The sequence below is a fragment of the Aquabacterium sp. UBA2148 genome (assembly GCF_002328915.1).
Taxonomy (GTDB): domain Bacteria; phylum Pseudomonadota; class Gammaproteobacteria; order Burkholderiales; family Burkholderiaceae_C; genus Aquabacterium; species Aquabacterium parvum.
The window spans coordinates 9,047-25,781 of record NZ_DCXA01000163.1 but is presented as its reverse complement, the minus strand read 5'-3'; the positions used below and the strand labels follow the sequence as shown (position 1 = coordinate 25,781).

Annotated in this window: 12 protein-coding genes and 1 tRNA gene; 10 read left to right on the top strand and 3 right to left on the bottom strand. The window is 63.8% G+C overall.

The features are described from left to right. The 4 genes from tuf to nusG all read left to right on the top strand — a co-directional run. Nucleotides 1–1,176: elongation factor Tu (gene tuf / locus B2W70_RS09145; RefSeq protein ID WP_286745024.1), on the top strand; the 1,176-nt coding region annotated here is incomplete at its 5' end. A 26-nt stretch (nt 1,177–1,202) separates the two neighbouring features. Next, a tRNA-Trp gene (locus tag B2W70_RS09140) sits at nt 1,203–1,278 on the top strand. A gap of 96 nt (nt 1,279–1,374) precedes the next feature. Next, nucleotides 1,375–1,758, top strand: a complete 384-nt coding sequence (gene secE / locus B2W70_RS09135) for a preprotein translocase subunit SecE (protein WP_286745021.1) — start codon at nt 1,375–1,377, stop codon at nt 1,756–1,758. 43 nt (nt 1,759–1,801) lie between these two features. Continuing rightward, nucleotides 1,802–2,365, top strand: coding sequence for a transcription termination/antitermination protein NusG (gene nusG / locus B2W70_RS09130; RefSeq protein WP_058088988.1), 564 nt, complete (start codon nt 1,802–1,804; stop codon nt 2,363–2,365). A gap of 140 nt (nt 2,366–2,505) precedes the next feature. Here nusG and B2W70_RS09125 read toward each other — a convergent pair whose 3' ends face one another. Genes B2W70_RS09125 through B2W70_RS09115 form a run of 3 tightly spaced genes read right to left on the bottom strand, consistent with a single transcriptional unit; the run spans nt 2,506 to nt 6,788 of the window. After that, entirely contained in the window at nt 2,506–4,911 is a 2,406-nt protein-coding gene (locus tag B2W70_RS09125; RefSeq protein ID WP_286745019.1) for a response regulator, read from the bottom strand. A gap of 10 nt (nt 4,912–4,921) precedes the next feature. Further along, a complete protein-coding gene (locus B2W70_RS09120; protein WP_286745016.1) occupies nt 4,922–5,350 on the bottom strand; it encodes a response regulator in 429 nt (142 codons plus the stop codon). Then, the gene (locus tag B2W70_RS09115) at nt 5,343–6,788 is read right to left on the bottom strand and encodes a sensor histidine kinase (protein ID WP_286745025.1); all 1,446 of its coding nucleotides are present in this window, start codon (nt 6,786–6,788) and stop codon (nt 5,343–5,345) included. Before B2W70_RS09115 ends, B2W70_RS09120 begins: the two co-directional genes overlap by 8 nt. Before the next feature lie 403 nt (nt 6,789–7,191). Between B2W70_RS09115 and rplK the strand changes: the two genes are divergently transcribed. The 6 genes from rplK to rpoC form a co-directional block, all read left to right on the top strand. Next, nucleotides 7,192–7,623, top strand: a complete 432-nt coding sequence (gene rplK / locus B2W70_RS09110; protein WP_058088984.1) for a 50S ribosomal protein L11 — start codon at nt 7,192–7,194, stop codon at nt 7,621–7,623. Next, nucleotides 7,623–8,318 (top strand): 50S ribosomal protein L1, encoded by a 696-nt coding sequence (gene rplA / locus B2W70_RS09105; protein WP_058088983.1) that lies wholly within the window; start codon nt 7,623–7,625, stop codon nt 8,316–8,318. Before rplK ends, rplA begins: the two co-directional genes overlap by 1 nt. 369 nt (nt 8,319–8,687) lie before the next feature. Beyond that, nucleotides 8,688–9,218 (top strand): 50S ribosomal protein L10, encoded by a 531-nt coding sequence (gene rplJ, locus B2W70_RS09100; RefSeq protein ID WP_058088982.1) that lies wholly within the window; start codon nt 8,688–8,690, stop codon nt 9,216–9,218. 51 nt (nt 9,219–9,269) lie between these two features. Beyond that, nucleotides 9,270–9,650, top strand: coding sequence for a 50S ribosomal protein L7/L12 (rplL, locus tag B2W70_RS09095; RefSeq protein WP_058088981.1), 381 nt, complete (start codon nt 9,270–9,272; stop codon nt 9,648–9,650). A 376-nt stretch (nt 9,651–10,026) separates the two neighbouring features. Next, a complete protein-coding gene (gene rpoB / locus B2W70_RS09090) occupies nt 10,027–14,151 on the top strand; it encodes a DNA-directed RNA polymerase subunit beta (RefSeq protein ID WP_286745012.1) in 4,125 nt (1,374 codons plus the stop codon). Between the two features lie 19 nt (nt 14,152–14,170). Further along, nucleotides 14,171–16,735: DNA-directed RNA polymerase subunit beta' (gene rpoC / locus B2W70_RS09085; protein ID WP_286745010.1), on the top strand; the 2,565-nt coding region annotated here is incomplete at its 3' end.

Below are 16,735 nucleotides of genomic sequence, written 5' to 3'. Positions count from 1 at the left end.
TTCGAGCGGACCAAGCCGCACGTGAACGTCGGCACCATCGGTCACGTTGACCACGGCAAGACCACCCTGACGGCTGCCATCGCAACCGTGCTGTCGAAGAAGTTCGGCGGCGAAGCCAAGGCGTACGACCAGATCGACGCAGCGCCTGAAGAAAAGGCCCGCGGCATCACCATCAACACCGCTCACGTCGAGTACGAAACGGCCAACCGCCACTACGCTCACGTTGACTGCCCCGGCCACGCCGACTACGTCAAGAACATGATCACTGGCGCTGCCCAGATGGACGGCGCGATCCTGGTGTGCTCGGCCGCTGACGGCCCGATGCCCCAGACCCGTGAACACATCCTGCTGTCGCGCCAAGTGGGCGTGCCTTACATCATCGTCTTCCTGAACAAGGCCGACATGGTGGACGACGCTGAACTGCTGGAGCTGGTCGAAATGGAAGTGCGCGAGCTGCTGTCCAAGTACGACTTCCCCGGCGACGACACCCCGATCGTCAAGGGCTCGGCCAAGCTGGCTCTGGAAGGCGACACCGGCGAGCTGGGCGAACAAGCCATCATGGCCCTGGCCGAAGCGCTGGACACCTACATCCCCACGCCTGAGCGCGCCATCGACGGCACGTTCCTGATGCCTGTGGAAGACGTGTTCTCGATCTCGGGTCGCGGCACCGTGGTGACCGGCCGCATCGAGCGCGGCATCATCAAGGTCGGCGAAGAAATCGAAATCGTCGGCATCGCTGCCACCCAAAAGACCACCTGCACCGGCGTGGAAATGTTCCGCAAGCTGCTGGACCAAGGTCAAGCTGGCGACAACGTGGGCATCCTGCTGCGCGGCACCAAGCGCGAAGACGTGCAGCGCGGCCAAGTGCTGTGCAAGCCCGGCTCGATCAAGCCGCACACGCACTTCACCGGTGAGATCTACGTTCTGAGCAAGGACGAAGGCGGCCGTCACACGCCGTTCTTCAACAACTACCGTCCTCAGTTCTACTTCCGCACGACCGACGTGACCGGCTCGATCGAGCTGCCGGCCGACAAGGAAATGGTCATGCCTGGCGACAACGTGTCGATCACCGTCAAGCTGATCGCCCCCATCGCCATGGAAGAAGGCCTGCGCTTCGCCATCCGTGAAGGCGGTCGCACCGTCGGCGCCGGCGTCGTGGCCAAGATCCTCGACTAAAATCGCCAAACTGGTTTCTTGTCAGCAGGGGTATAGCTCAATTGGCAGAGCGTCGGTCTCCAAAACCGAAGGTTGTAGGTTCGATTCCTACTGCCCCTGCCACCGACTGACCACAGAAACCACCGCTGTCACAGCAGCCCGCAGGCTCCACGAGTCTGCGGGCTTTTGCCTCACTCAACCCCCATCGTTCTGACCGTCATGGCCACCTCGGACATCGATACCGTTTCCACCAGCGCCGACAAGGCCCGGCTGGCCGCTGCCGGCTTGCTCGTGGTGGGTGGCGTGGCGGCTTTCTACCTGCTGGGCCAACAAAGCCTTTGGCTGCGCGTCATCGCCCTGCTGGTGCTGATCGCCGCCGCCGTGGGCGTGTTCCTCACGTCTTCGCAAGGCAAGGAACTCATTGGCTTCAGCCAGGATGCCATCAAGGAAATGCGCAAGGTCGTGTGGCCCACCCGTCCGGAAGCCACGCAGATGACCCTCTACGTGTTTGCCTTCGTGGTGGTGATGGCCTTGTTCCTGTGGCTGACCGACAAGGGCCTGGAGTGGGTGCTATACGACCTGATCCTGGGCTGGAAGCGCTGATCCCGATCACCGCGCGCACGAACAACAACCGAGGTTCCGACACATGACTGACGTTCAAGCCGCTCCGAACGCCGCCCCCCTGCGCTGGTATGTGGTGCACGCTTACTCCGGCATGGAAAAGGCCGTTGAGCGCAACCTGCGCGAGCGCATCGACCGCGCCGGCATGCAAGACCAGTTCGGCCGCATCCTGGTGCCCACCGAAGAAGTCGTCGAGGTCAAGAACGGCAAGAAGTCCGTGACCGAGCGCCGTTTCTTCCCCGGCTACGTGCTGGTCGAAATGGTCATGAGCGACGACACCTGGCACCTGGTCAAAAACACCTCCAAGGTCACCGGTTTCGTTGGCGGCGCCAAGAACCGCCCGGCCCCCATCTCGGAAGACGAAGTCATGAAGATCGTCAACCAGATGAAGGAAGGCATCGAGAAGCCGCGGCCCAAGGTCGAGTGGGAAAACGGCGAAGTGGTCCGCGTCAAAGAAGGCCCCTTCACCGACTTCAACGGCTCCATCGAAGACGTCAACTACGAGAAGTCCAAGCTTCGCGTGTCCGTCACCATCTTCGGCCGCGCCACGCCGGTCGAGTTGGACTTCGGTCAGGTCGAGAAAATCTGAAGACCACAGGCTGGCAGATCTTTCGCTGAGGGCCCAGCCCGCAAGCAAAAAAGATCCGCGCACAGCAGGCCTCACCGCCTGCACACAAGGGCTTCCGACGGGAGCCCTTTGTTTTTCAGCAGACGGTCAGCCAACCCAGATCACTCCCCCGTCCGCGCCGGGATCCATTTCAGCAGCGTCTCGATCAGGTGCTCTGCGATGATGGGTTTGGCGATGACGTCACACATGCCCGCCTGTTCGCAGCGCAGCTGATCTTCGTGCAGCACCGCCGCCGTCATGGCAATGATCGGGGTGGTTTGCCAGCCTGGCAGTTGCACGATCTGCTTCGTTGCTTCGAGGCCGTCCATCACCGGCATGTGCATGTCCATCAGGATGGCGTCGAACTCGCCCGGTTGCGCGCGCAGCACCGCGTCCACGGCCTGGGCCCCGTCCGCCACGGTGGTCACGTCCACTTCCACTTGCTGAAGAAAGGCCTGGGCCACCATCTGGTAGAGCGCGTTGTCTTCGACGAGCAGGATGCGCCGCCCTTTCAGGCGCCGGCCGCTGACCCAAGGTGATGGCGACTCAGCCAGCGGGGCAAAGGGGTGGTGTGCATCGTGCACCTGCCTCAGGGCGTTGAGCAGCGTGCTGCCCATCACCGGGTGTGTCAGCAGCCTGACGTCGCCCAGCTCCTGTGTGGCCGCGAGCAGGCGTTTGCGCCAATGTCCCTGACTCACGAGCACCAAGGTGGGCCAGTTGCGCCCCGCCGAAATCACCCCGCTGCGCAAGCGAGCGAGGTGCCCGGCAAGCTCTTGTGGTTCGCTTGGCCAGTCGATCAGCAAGGCATCGACCTCGGGTTGCGCGCCCAGCAGTGCGGACTCGACCTGCTCCGGGCTTTGTCCCACCAGCCATCGCTCGGTCGACAGCGCCGGGTGTCTGCGCCACAGATCGGGCACCCGGGGCGAGCTGCCCCAGAAGAAGACGCCGGGATCTTCCAGGGTGGCCGGGGGGTTGCCGGGCGGATCACACGCCAGCAAGGGGACTTCGAACCAGAACACGCTGCCGCGCCCCAACTGGCTGTCCAGCCCGATCTCGCCGCCCATCAGCGTGATCAGGTTGCGGCAGATCGACAGGCCCAGGCCGCTGCCACCATAGCGGCGGGTGATCGAGGCGTCTTCCTGCGTGAAGGCTGAGAACAGCGCTGCTTGGCGCTCGGGGGCGATGCCCGGGCCGGTGTCGCCGACTTCGATGCGAAGCCTCTTGCCTGCCTGAGCCAGTCGAACCGACAGGCTCACGCTGCCGTGCTCTGTGAACTTGACGGCGTTGCCAAGCAGGTTGTTGAGCACCTGGGACATGCGAAGCCCGTCGGCCAGCATCGCGGCGGGCACGCTGGCGTCGATGTCAACGTGAAAGCTCAACGCCTTCTGCATGGTGCGGCCTGAGAACAGGTCCACCGAGCGACGGATGAACTCGTCGATCTGCATGGCCTGAGGGTCGATGTGCAGCTGTCCGGCTTCCAGCTTGGAGTGATCCAGGATGTCATCGAGGATGCCCATGAGCGCCAGGGCGGCCTCGTGCGCGCGGGCGATGTCGCCCTGGACTTCGCCCGGCAGGGGTTTGTCCAAAGTCAGCCGCAGCAAGCCCAGGATGGCGTTCATGGGGGTGCGGATCTCGTGGCTCATGTTGGCCAGGAAGGCGCTCTTGAGTCGCGCGCTTTCCTGCGCTGCATCTCGCGCTTGCGCCAGCTCGGTCAGGTCCGACCAGCTCACGTAGAAGCCTTGTGTGTGGCCCTGATCGTCCTTGTCGGGTCGGTACTCCACGCGCGCGGTGCGCTCGCTGCGCCCGTCCTGCGCGGGGATGGTGTGCTCGAACACCTGGGCCTCTCCCTGGAGGGCTCGCAGCATGTGCGGCGCGTGGATGGCATGCAGGCTCGGACCCAGCAGTTCCCGCGCAGACATCCTGGCCAGTTGCTGCGGGGTGACGCCGAACCAGGCCTGATGGGCAACATTCCCGAACCGGATCTGCCCGTGCTGATCCCAGTACGCGATGGCATTGGGGGCATGGTCCAGGATGTCTTGCAGCGTGCGATCGAGCTGCCTCAGCTCGCGCTCTTGCTCCGCAAGGCGGTGGGCCAGTTCTCGGGCAGCGGCCTCTTTGGCGGCCTTCGACTCCTGCAGCTGCAGGCTGCGCAAGATGGCCTGGGTCAGGCGCTCGGCATCGAGCTGCACCTTGGGCACGTAGTCTGTTGCGCCTTGCTGCATGGCCTCGACCACCAGCGATTCACTGCCTGCCCCGGTCACCATGATGATCGGGCCGGCGTAGGCGGTGAGATCGCGAATGGCTTGCAACAGGGCCGAGCCGGTGGTGTCACCCAGGCAGTTGTCAAGCAGCACGCAGTCAACGGACTGGCTGCTGAGGATGCGCATGGCCTCGTTGCCGGATTCCGCCTCCATCGTGCGTGCGCTCAGCGCGCTGCTTTTGATGCAGCGGCGCACGCGCTCGCGATCGACGTCGTCGTCGTCGATGATGAGGATCTGCAACTCGCGGGTGAGGCTCGGGCCTGGCATCGATCCTGACTCAGGGGAGTTGAACGGCACGCCTGTAGCCATCGAGCAGCTGCGTCAGCTTGCTGAACTGCGGCCCCACGGCGGACTTCACCATGTAGCCGGCCACGTTCTCGTCGTAGGCTCGGCTGCGATCGGCGTCGGCGCTGGAGGTGGTCAGCACGAAGATGACTTCCTCCTTGAGTTTCGGGTCGGCGCGCACCACCTCGAGGAACTCGAACCCGTTCATGCGGGGCATGTTCAGGTCCAGCAGGATCAGGCGAGGGCGCGGGGCCTTGCGTTGGGCGTCCTGCTCGCGCAGGACCTCCAGCGCGGCCTGCCCGTCTTCGACCCAGGTGACAGGGCAGGGCATGCCGGCTTTGTGCATGCTGCGCATGACGGATTCGGCCGCCACGTCGTCGTCTTCAACCAACAAGACGTGCAAAGGGCTGGGGTCACTCATCGTTGGTCCTCCTGGGGTACATCGGCCACCAGACGCGGAACTGCGCGCCCCACCCCATGGCCACTGGCGAGACCACATCGATGTGGCCGCCGTGGGTTTCGGTCATGCGTTTGCAAAGCGCCAGCCCAATGCCCGAGGTTTCGGCTCGTTTGCTCGAGGACAGCGTCTGGAAGAGCTGAAAGATCCGCCGCGATGCCTGGGGCGGCGCCCCGGGGCCATCGTCGGTGACGGTGATCAGCATGTGGCTGCCGTCTGCTTGGGATGCGACCTGAATGAGCCCGGAGCCGCGGTCGTGGTGTTTGACCGCGTTGCCCAGCAGGTTGCGCAGCACCGTCGACAGGGGCGTGCGAACAGCCTGAAAGGCGCGGGCGTCCACCGATGCCATGTCCAGCGTGAATCCGTCCGGCAGGGGTTGCAGCTCGTTGATCGCGGCCAGCACATCCGGCAGCGACACCGAGCGGTAGTCGGTGTCGGTCTTGCCCGCGCGCGCGTAGCGCAACAGGTCGTCGATGAGCGACTCCATGCGCTGGATGCGCGGGGTGATGCGCGCCAGGTTGCGTGCCACGTCGTCGAGCTTGCCATCGGTGAGGTCCTGCCCCATCCACTCGACCAGGTCCGCGATGCTGCGCAAGGGTGAGCGCAGGTCGTGCGAGGCCACGTACGAGAACTCCTGCAGGTCGGCATTGGCCTGCTTGAGATCGGCCTCCAGCCGCTTGCGCGCGCTGATGTCGGTGACCACCGCCAGCGTCATCGCCTGCCCCTGCCAGCGCACCCGGTTCAGCCCGATCTCCACGGCCACCTCGGTGCCATCGGCGTGCAGCGCGGTCAGGTCCCGCCCCTGGCCCATCATCCGGGCGCCGCCCGCACGCGCGTAACCCTGCATCAGGCTGGCGTGTTGCGCGTGATGGCGCTGGGGCACCAGTTGGTGCAGGGGCTGCCCGCGCAGGGCAGCAGGTTCGTGACCCAGGGCGGCACCCAGGGCGGCACCCAGGGCGGCATTGCTCTGCACGATCACCCCGGCGTCATCGACCAGCATCAGCCCGTAGGGCGAAGCATCGAACAGGCCCTGGAAGGCCAGGGCGAGGTCGTGGCGGTCGCTCATGTCAACCACCGAGGCCAGCACCATGCGCTCTCCGCTGGGTGTGAGCAGTGGCGTCAGGCCTATTTCGACCGGGAAGGCGTGCCCGAGTGCGTGTTGTCCGTTGAGCACCCGCCCTTCGCCCATCCGGCGTCGGCTGGGCGCGGCCAGGAACTGGCGCCGGTGTTCGACGTGCTGTGCCCGCAGGGCCTCGGGCAGGAGGATGTCGACCGATCGCCCGATCAGCCACTTTGCAGGGTGCCCGAACATGCGGCTGAGCTCCTGGTTCACGGAGGCGATCGCGCCATCTGCAGAAATCAGGATGAAGCCATTGGCCGCTGCATCAAAGGCCTGGGCCAGGATGGCGGGGCTGACATCTGCCGACGACGCTGGCAGGGGGGTTGTCCATGCGTCATCTCCTCCCTCGGGATTTGGTTTTCATGTGGACGGATCTGACCGACCAACCTGCTCAGGTTATGCCGGGCGGCATGCTTGCGGAAGGGGGGTGCCAACGGCCCCACCTGCGTCAGGGATTTGGGTGTTCACACAGCTGGCGTGGCCCCTGGCTTGCGTTTCCAGTCCGGCCGCCATAGAATGGAGGGCTTTTGTCCGCTTTGGCGGGCACGTTTTTCAGTCGCCGACGCATGCGCGACATGAGGAGCCCGGATGGGCGCCTGCTGAGTTTTGACTCTTGCGGGCATCGAACCGGGCGCTGGCACTCGACCAATTCCGACAGGCCGTTGGGTTGGTTCAAGGAGAAAACATGGCCAAGAAGATTGTCGGCTTCATCAAGCTGCAAATCCCGGCCGGCAAGGCGAACCCGTCGCCCCCGGTTGGTCCCGCGCTGGGTCAGCGTGGTCTGAACATCATGGAGTTCTGCAAGGCGTTCAACGCCCAGACCCAAGGCGTCGAGCCGGGTCTGAAGCTGCCCGTGGTGATCACCGCCTACGCAGACAAGTCCTTCACGTTCATCATCAAGACGCCTCCGGCCACCGTGCTGCTGAAGAAGGCCGCGAAGATCGACAAGGGCTCGCCGCGTCCTCAGGCTGACAAGGTCGGCAAGCTGACCCGCGCTCAGCTGGAAGAAATCGCCAAGACCAAGCAGAAGGACCTGACCGCTGCCGATCTGGACGCCGCTGTGCGCACGATCGCCGGTTCCGCCCGTTCGATGGGCATCATCGTGGAGGGTGTGTGATGGCCAAGCAAACCAAGCGTCAAAAGGCCCTGCCCCAAGTCGACAGCACCAAGCTGTACGCACTGGACGAAGCCCTGACCCTCATCAAGTCCGCTGCCAACGCCAAGTTCGATGAATCCATCGACGTGGCTGTGCAACTGGGCGTCGATGCCAAGAAGTCTGACCAAGTCGTTCGTGGCGCCGTCGTGATGCCCAACGGCACCGGCAAGACCAAGCGCGTCGCCGTGTTCGCTCAAGGCGCCAAGGCCGAAGAAGCCAAGGCCGCTGGCGCCGACGTCGTCGGCATGGAAGACCTGGCCGAGCAAGTCAAGGCTGGCAACATCAACTTCGACGTGGTCATCGCCTCGCCGGACACGATGCGCATCGTCGGTACCCTGGGTACCGTGCTGGGCCCCCGCGGCCTGATGCCCAACCCCAAGGTCGGCACCGTCACCCCCGACGTCGCCACCGCTGTCAAGAACGCCAAGGCTGGCCAGGTCCAGTTCCGCGTTGACAAGGCCGGCATCATCCACGGCACCATCGGCCGTCGCTCGTTCGACGACGCCAAGCTCAAGGGTAACCTGGCAGCTCTGCTGGAAGCCCTGAACAAGCTCAAGCCCGCTTCGTCCAAGGGCGTCTACCTGCGCAAGGTGGCCGTGTCCTCGACCATGGGTCTGGGCGTGCGCGTCGACGTCGGCAGCATCAGCGCCGAGTGATCGGTGCCTGACCGCTGAAAGGCGGTCAGAACAACACAGCCTGTGCGGGCGCTTCGGCGCCCGACGGGCCGGGTCCCTTGCGAGTCTGGCAAGGGCGCCTGAAAAGAATTGGTGGGCTGCGCCCCCGTGGCAACGCGGAGGCGCAGGCTATCAAAGACCGTAGGCGTGTGTGGCGTGCTTGTACAGGCGCCGCGCGCTTAATCAACCCCGGTTGGCCTACGCAGATGGCGCACCCGCTGTTGAAGCTTCCCTGGGGTCATTGCCTGGCCCCTGGGTTCCTGAGGCAGAAGGTCGCTGCATCCGGTGTGCCTCGAGGCGCCCGTCCCTGGTGGGGTGGTTGTCAAAAGGCACGTTTTTGAGGAGTAGACCTTGAGTCTCAATCGCAACGAGAAAGAAGCCGTCATCGCTGAAGTGGCTGCCCAAGCGGGCAAGTCGCAGACGCTTGCACTGGCTGAGTACCGCGGTCTCACGGTGGCTCAACTGGATCAGCTGCGCAAGAACGCCCGTGCCCAAGGTGTGTACCTTCATGTCCTGAAGAACACCCTGGCCCGTCGCGCTGTTGCCGGCACCCCGTTCGAAGTCGCCGCCGAGAGCATGAGCGGCCCGCTGATCTACGGCTTCTCCGAAGACGCCGTGGCAGCTGCCAAGGTGATCGCTGACTTTGCCAAGGGCAATGACAAGCTGGTCATCAAGGCTGGCGCTTACGCTGGCAAGGCACTGGACGCCAACGGCGTCAAGTCGCTGGCCTCCATCCCGAGCAAGGAAGTGCTGCTGGCCCAGATCTGTGGCCTGCTGCAATCGCCGATCTCGGGTCTGGCACGCGTGCTGGCTGCTGTGGGCGAGCAAAAGGGTGGCGGTCAAGCCGCTCCCGCCGCCGCAGAAGAAGCCCCGGCTGCCTGAGCAACCGCTCCGCACTGAATTTCAACATCCAACCGATTTTAGGAACCCAAAATGGCATTCGATAAAGACGCATTCCTGACCGCCCTGGACAGCATGTCCGTGATGGAACTCTCCGAGCTGGTCAAGGCCATCGAAGAGAAGTTCGGCGTGTCCGCTGCCGCCATGGCCGCTCCCGCCGCTGGTGGCGCTGCTGGCGGTGGCGCTGCTGCTGCTGAAGAAAAGACCGAATTCAACGTCGTCCTGACCGAAGCTGGCGCCAACAAGGTCGGCGTCATCAAGGCCGTGCGCGAAATCACCGGTCTGGGCCTCAAGGAAGCCAAGGACCTGGTCGACGGCGCTCCCAAGAACGTCAAGGAAGGCGTGGCCAAGGCCGACGCCGAAGCTGCCGTCAAGAAGCTGGTCGAAGCTGGCGCCAAGGCCGAACTGAAGTAATTCAGTGTTCGCCTGGTGGGTGCATGTCGCGCTCACCTTGGCGAATGCCCGGTGATGGCCGGGTCAGACAGCTGCCTCCGCAAGGGGGCAGCTTTCGGCTTTTCAGGGGGTAAAACCCTGAGCACACTCGAAAGGCCCTCAGTGGTTGTACACTGGAGGGCTTTTCGAGTGTTCTCTGAACCGACTGCGGAGAACTGGTTTGGTCGAGCCTGGGTGCAATGCCCGGGTTGTCTGCCAGCGGTTGGTAGTGGCCAACCACCAAGCCTCGGACGCAAGGTCCGAACGGCCAGTCGCCGAACAACGGGCTGTTTCCTTGGCCGGGAATCAGCCTGAATTCGAAGCGGAACGCCCACCGGGCGACCGAAACGGAGAGTTTATGGCGCAAGCAACCCCCTACAGCTACACCGAGCGCAAGCGGATTCGCAAGAGTTTCGGCAAGCGCGGCAGCGTTTTGAACGTGCCCTATCTGCTGACGATGCAGAAAGATTCGTACGTCGCATTCCTCCAGAAGGAGGTGCCGCCGCAACAACGCAAACCCGAAGGCCTGCAAGCCGCTTTCCTCTCGGCGTTCCCCATTGTTTCGCACAATGGCTTCGTCGAGATGAAGTTCATCGAGTTCAACATCGCCAAGCCGGCGTTCGATGAGCGTGAGTGCCAGCTGCGGGGCCTGACCTTCGCGTCGGCCGTGCGTGCACGCCTGCAGATGATCATCTACGACCGCGAGACCTCCACGCCGTCGTCCAAGGTCGTCAAGGAAGTCAAGGAACAAGAGGTCTACATGGGCGAAGTGCCCCTGATGACCGACTACGGCTCCTTCATCATCAACGGCACCGAGCGCGTCATCGTGTCGCAGCTCCACCGTTCGCCTGGCGTGTTCTTCGAGCACGACAAGGGCAAGACCCACTCGTCGGGCAAGCTGCTGTTCAGCGCCCGGATCATTCCTTACCGTGGTTCGTGGCTCGATTTCGAGTTCGACCCGAAGGACCTGCTGTACTTCCGCGTGGACCGTCGCCGCAAGATGCCGGTGACGACCCTGCTGAAGGCCATCGGGATGAACAACGAGCAGATCCTGTCGACCTTCTTCCAGTTTGACCACGTCAAGCTGATGGACGCAGGTGCTCAACTGGCTTTCGTGTCCGATCGTTTCAAGGGCGAAGTCGCCCGCTTCGACATCACCGACAAGTCCGGTGCCGTCGTCGTCGAGAAGGACAAGCGCATCACCGCACGCCACACCCGCGCCCTGGAGCAGTCCGGCACCACGCACCTGAGCGTGCCCGAAGACTTCCTGCTCGGCCGCGTGCTGGCCAAGAACCAGGTCGACCCGGACACCGGCGAGCTGATCGCCAAGGCCAACGAAGAGCTGACCGAAGCGCTGCTCAAGAAGCTGCGCGTCGCCGGCATCCGTGACCTGGAAATCCTGTTCACCAATGAACTGGACCAAGGCGCCTACATCTCGCAAACGCTGGCCACCGACGAAACCGCCGATGAGCTGGCCGCGCGCGTGGCCATCTACCGCATGATGCGCCCCGGCGAGCCGCCGACCGAAGACGCCGTCCAGGCCCTGTTCCAGCGCCTGTTCTACAGCGAAGACACGTACGACCTGTCGCGCGTGGGTCGCATGAAGTTCAATGCCCGCGCCGGCATCGACTCGCCGACCGGCCCGATGACCCTGTCCAACGACGACATCCTGCGCGTCGTCAAGATCCTGGTCGAGTTGCGCAACGGTCGCGGCGAAGTCGACGACATCGATCACCTGGGCAACCGCCGCGTGCGCTGCGTGGGCGAACTGGCCGAAAACCAGTACCGCTCGGGCCTCGCTCGCATTGAAAAGGCTGTCAAGGAACGCCTGGGCCAGGCCGAAACCGAAGCCCTGATGCCGCACGACCTGATCAACTCCAAGCCGATCTCTGCGGCCCTCAAGGAGTTCTTCGGTGCGTCGCAGCTGTCGCAGTTCATGGACCAGACCAACCCCCTGTCGGAGATCACGCACAAGCGCCGCGTCTCCGCCCTGGGCCCGGGTGGTCTGACCCGCGAACGCGCCGGCTTCGAAGTGCGCGACGTGCACCCGACCCACTACGGCCGCGTGTGCCCGATCGAAACGCCTGAAGGCCCGAACATCGGCCTGATCAACTCGCTGGCCCTGTACGCCCGCCTGAACGAATACGGCTTCCTCGAGACGCCGTACCGCCGCGTCAACGACGGCCAGACCACGATGCAGATCGACTACCTGTCGGCCATCGAAGAAGGCAAGTACGTGATCGCGCAGGCCAACGCGTCGCTGGACAAGGACGGTCGCCTGACCGACGAACTCGTGTCCGCTCGCGAACACGGCGAATCGGTGCTGACCAGCCCCGAGCGCATCCAGTACATGGACGTCGCCCCGACCCAGATCGTGTCGGTCGCTGCCTCGCTCGTGCCCTTCCTGGAGCACGACGACGCGAACCGCGCACTGATGGGCGCCAACATGCAGCGTCAGGCTGTTCCCACCCTGCGCCCTGAAAAGGCCTTCGTGGGCACCGGCGTCGAGCGCGTGGCCGCCGTCGACTCGGGCACCGTCGTGGTGTCCAAGCGCGGTGGTGTGGTGGACTACGTCGACGCCAACCGCGTCGTGATCCGCGTCAACGACAACGAAACCGTTGCCGGCGAAGTGGGCGTGGACATCTACAACCTCATCAAATACCACCGCTCCAACCAGAACACCAACATCCACCAGCGCCCCATCGTGCAACGTGGTGACGTGGTGGCGGTGGGCGACGTGATCGCCGACGGCGCATCGACGGACCTGGGCGAGCTCGCCCTGGGCCAGAACATGCTCGTGGCCTTCATGCCCTGGAACGGCTACAACTTCGAAGACTCGATCCTGATCTCCGAGCGCGTCGTCGCCGAAGACCGCTACACCTCGATCCACATCGAGGAACTCGTGGTCATGGCCCGCGACACCAAGCTGGGCAGCGAAGAAATCACCCGCGACATCCCGAACCTGTCTGAGAACCAGCTGGCTCGCCTGGATGAATCCGGCATCGTCTACGTGGGCGCCGAAGTCGGCCCCGGCGACGTGCTGGTCGGCAAGGTGACCCCGAAGGGCGAAACCACCCTCACGCCTGAAGAGAAGCTGCTGCGCGCCATCTTCGGTGAGAAGGCGTCCGACGTGAAGGACACGTCCCTGCGTGTCGACCAAGGCACCATGGGCACCGTCATCGACGTGCAGGTCTTCACCCGCGAAGGCATCCAGCGTGACAAGCGCGCCCAGCAGATCATCGACGATGAACTCAAGCGCTTCCGCCTGGACTTGAACGACCAGCTGCGCATCGTCGAGGCCGACGCCTTCGACCGGATCCGCAAGCTGCTGATCGGCAAGGTCGCCAACGGTGGCCCCAACAAGCTGGCCAAGGGCACGACCCTGGACGACGCCTACCTGTCGTCGGTGGACAAGTTCCACTGGTTCGACATCCGTCCTGAAGACGGCGAGTTGGCCAACCAGCTGGAATCGATCAAGAACTCGCTGGAGCAGACCCGCCACAGCTTCGACCTGGCTTTCGAAGAAAAGCGCAAGAAGCTGACCCAAGGCGACGAGCTGCCTGCTGGCGTGCTCAAGATGGTCAAGGTTCACCTGGCCGTCAAGCGCCGCCTGCAGCCTGGCGACAAGATGGCCGGCCGTCACGGCAACAAGGGCGTGGTCTCCAAGATCGTTCCGATCGAAGACATGCCCTACATGGCCGACGGCACCCCCGCCGACATCGTTCTGAACCCGCTGGGCGTGCCCTCGCGGATGAACGTCGGTCAGGTGCTGGAAGTGCACCTGGGCTGGGCCGGCAAGGGCATCGGTCAGCGCATCGGCGACATGCTGCAGCGCGAAGCCGCCGTGGCCGAGCTGCGCAAGTTCATGGAAGAGCTCTACAACACCTCGGGCAAGAAGGAAGACATCGCTTCCCTGGCCGACGAGGACGTGCTCAACATGGCCGCCAACCTCTCCAAGGGCATGACCTTCGCCACCCCGGTGTTCGACGGTGCCAAGGAAGAGGAAATCCGCTCGATGCTGCAGCTGGCCTACCCGGCCGACATCGCCAAGGCCAAGGGCCTCACCCCGACCCGCACGCAGGCCATCCTGCACGACGGTCGCACCGGTGAAGCCTTCGAGCGTCCCGTCACCGTGGGCTACATGCACGTCCTGAAGCTTCACCACTTGGTGGACGACAAGATGCACGCCCGCTCGACCGGTCCGTACTCGCTCGTCACGCAGCAGCCGCTGGGCGGCAAGGCGCAGTTCGGTGGTCAGCGCTTCGGTGAAATGGAAGTGTGGGCCCTGGAAGCTTACGGTGCAGCCTACGTGCTGCAGGAAATGCTCACCGTCAAGTCCGACGACGTCAATGGCCGTACCAAGGTGTACGAGAACATCGTCAAGGGCGAGCACGCCATCGAGGCGGGCATGCCGGAATCGTTCAATGTGCTGGTCAAGGAAATCCGTTCCTTGGGCATCGACATCGAACTCGAGCGCAACTGATTAGGAATAGGAGAGCCCCATGAAAGGTTTGCTGGACCTGTTCAAGCAATTCACGCCCGATGAGCATTTCGATGCGATCAAGATCGGGCTGGCCTCGCCCGAGAAGATCCGCTCGTGGTCTTTCGGCGAAGTGAAGAAGCCTGAGACCATCAACTACCGCACGTTCAAGCCCGAGCGTGACGGCCTGTTCTGCGCCAAGATCTTCGGCCCGATCAAGGACTACGAGTGCCTGTGCGGCAAGTACAAGCGCCTCAAGCACCGCGGCGTGATCTGCGAGAAGTGCGGCGTCGAAGTGACCCAGACCAAGGTCCGTCGTGACCGCATGGGCCACATCGAACTGGCTGCGCCTTGCGCCCACATCTGGTTCCTGAAGTCGCTGCCGTCGCGTCTGGGCCTCGTGCTCGACATGACGCTGCGCGACATCGAGCGCGTGCTGTACTTCGAAGCCTACGTGGTCGTCGACCCCGGCATGACCCCGCTGAAGAAGTTCAGCATCATGTCCGAGGACGACTACGACGCCAAGCGTCGCGAGTTCGGCGATGAGTTCGAAGCCCTGATGGGCGCCGAAGGCATCCAGAAGTTGCTGGCCGAGATGGATCTCGACATCGAGATCGACAAGCTGCGCAACGACATGACCGGCTCCGAGCTGAAGGTCAAGAAGAACTCCAAGCGCCTGAAGGTCATGGAGGCCTTCAAGAAGTCCGGCATCAAGCCGAACTGGATGGTCATGGAAGTCATGCCCGTGCTGCCGCCGGACCTGCGTCCGTTGGTGCCGCTGGATGGTGGCCGCTTCGCGACCTCCGATCTGAACGACCTGTACCGCCGCGTCATCAACCGCAACAACCGCCTGGCTCGCCTGCTGGAATTGAAGGCCCCTGAGATCATCGTGCGCAACGAAAAGCGCATGCTGCAGGAAGCCGTTGACTCGCTGCTGGACAACGGTCGCCGCGGCAAGGCCATGACGGGCGCCAACAAGCGTGCCCTGAAGTCCCTGGCCGACATGATCAAGGGCAAGAGCGGTCGCTTCCGTCAGAACCTGCTGGGCAAGCGCGTCGACTACTCCGGTCGCTCCGTGATCACCGTGGGCCCGACCCTCAAGCTGCACCAGTGCGGCCTGCCGAAGCTGATGGCGCTTGAACTCTTCAAGCCCTTCATCTTCTCGCGCCTGGAAGCCATGGGCATCGCGACCACCATCAAGGCCGCGAAGAAGGAAGTCGAATCCGGCACCCCCGTGGTGTGGGACATCCTCGAAGAGGTCATCAAGGAGCACCCGGTTCTGCTGAACCGCGCCCCGACGCTGCACCGCCTGGGCATCCAGGCCTTCGAGCCCGTGCTGATCGAAGGCAAGGCCATCCAGCTGCACCCGCTGGTTTGCGCCGCCTTCAACGCCGACTTCGACGGTGACCAGATGGCCGTCCACGTGCCGCTGTCGATCGAAGCGCAGATGGAAGCCCGCACCCTGATGCTGGCCTCCAACAACGTGCTGTTCCCCGCCAACGGTGAACCCTCGATCGTGCCGTCGCAAGACGTGGTGCTGGGCCTGTACTACGCCACCCGCGAGCGCATCAACGGTCGCGGCGAAGGCATGGTCTTCTCCGACATCCCCGAACTCCAGCGTGCGCTGGACAACGGCGTGGTCGAGATCACCGCCCGCATCAGCGTGCGCCTGACCGAGTACACCAAGGACAAGGCCACGGGCGAGTTCATCCCCGAGACCAAGCTGGTGGCCACGACCGTCGGTCGCGCCCTGCTGTCCGAGATCCTGCCCAAGGGCCTGCCTTTTGCGAACATCAACAAGGCGCTCAAGAAGAAGGAAATCTCGCGCCTGATCAACACCTCTTTCCGCAAGTGCGGCCTGAAGGAAACCGTGGTGCTGGCTGACAAGCTGCTGCAAAACGGCTTCCGCCTGGCCACGCGCGCCGGCATCTCGATCGGCATCGACGACATGCTGGTGCCCAAGCAGAAGTACGAGCTGATCGAGCGCGCCGAGAAGGAAGTCAAGGAGATCGAGCAGCAGTACGTCTCCGGTCTGGTGACCGCTGGCGAGCGCTACAACAAGGTCGTGGACATCTGGGGCAAGACCGGCGACGAAGTCGGCAAGGTCATGATGTCTCAGCTGTCCAAGCAAAAGACCATCGACCGCGAAGGCAAGGAAGTCGATCAGGAATCGTTCAACTCGATTTACATGATGGCCGACTCCGGTGCCCGCGGTAGCGCGGCCCAGATCCGCCAGCTGGCCGGCATGCGCGGCCTGATGGCCAAGCCTGACGGCTCCATCATCGAGACGCCCATCACGGCGAACTTCCGTGAAGGCCTGAACGTGCTTCAGTACTTCATCTCGACCCACGGTGCCCGAAAGGGTCTGGCCGACACGGCGCTGAAGACCGCGAACTCGGGTTACCTGACCCGCCGTCTGGTCGACGTGACGCAAGACCTGGTGGTCACCACCGACGATTGCGGCACCGACCAAGGCATCAACACCCGTGCGCTGGTCGAAGGCGGTGAAGTCATCGAGTCGCTGCGCGACCGCATCCTGGGCCGCGTGCCCGCGATCGACGTGCTGCACCCCGAGACCCAGCAGGTG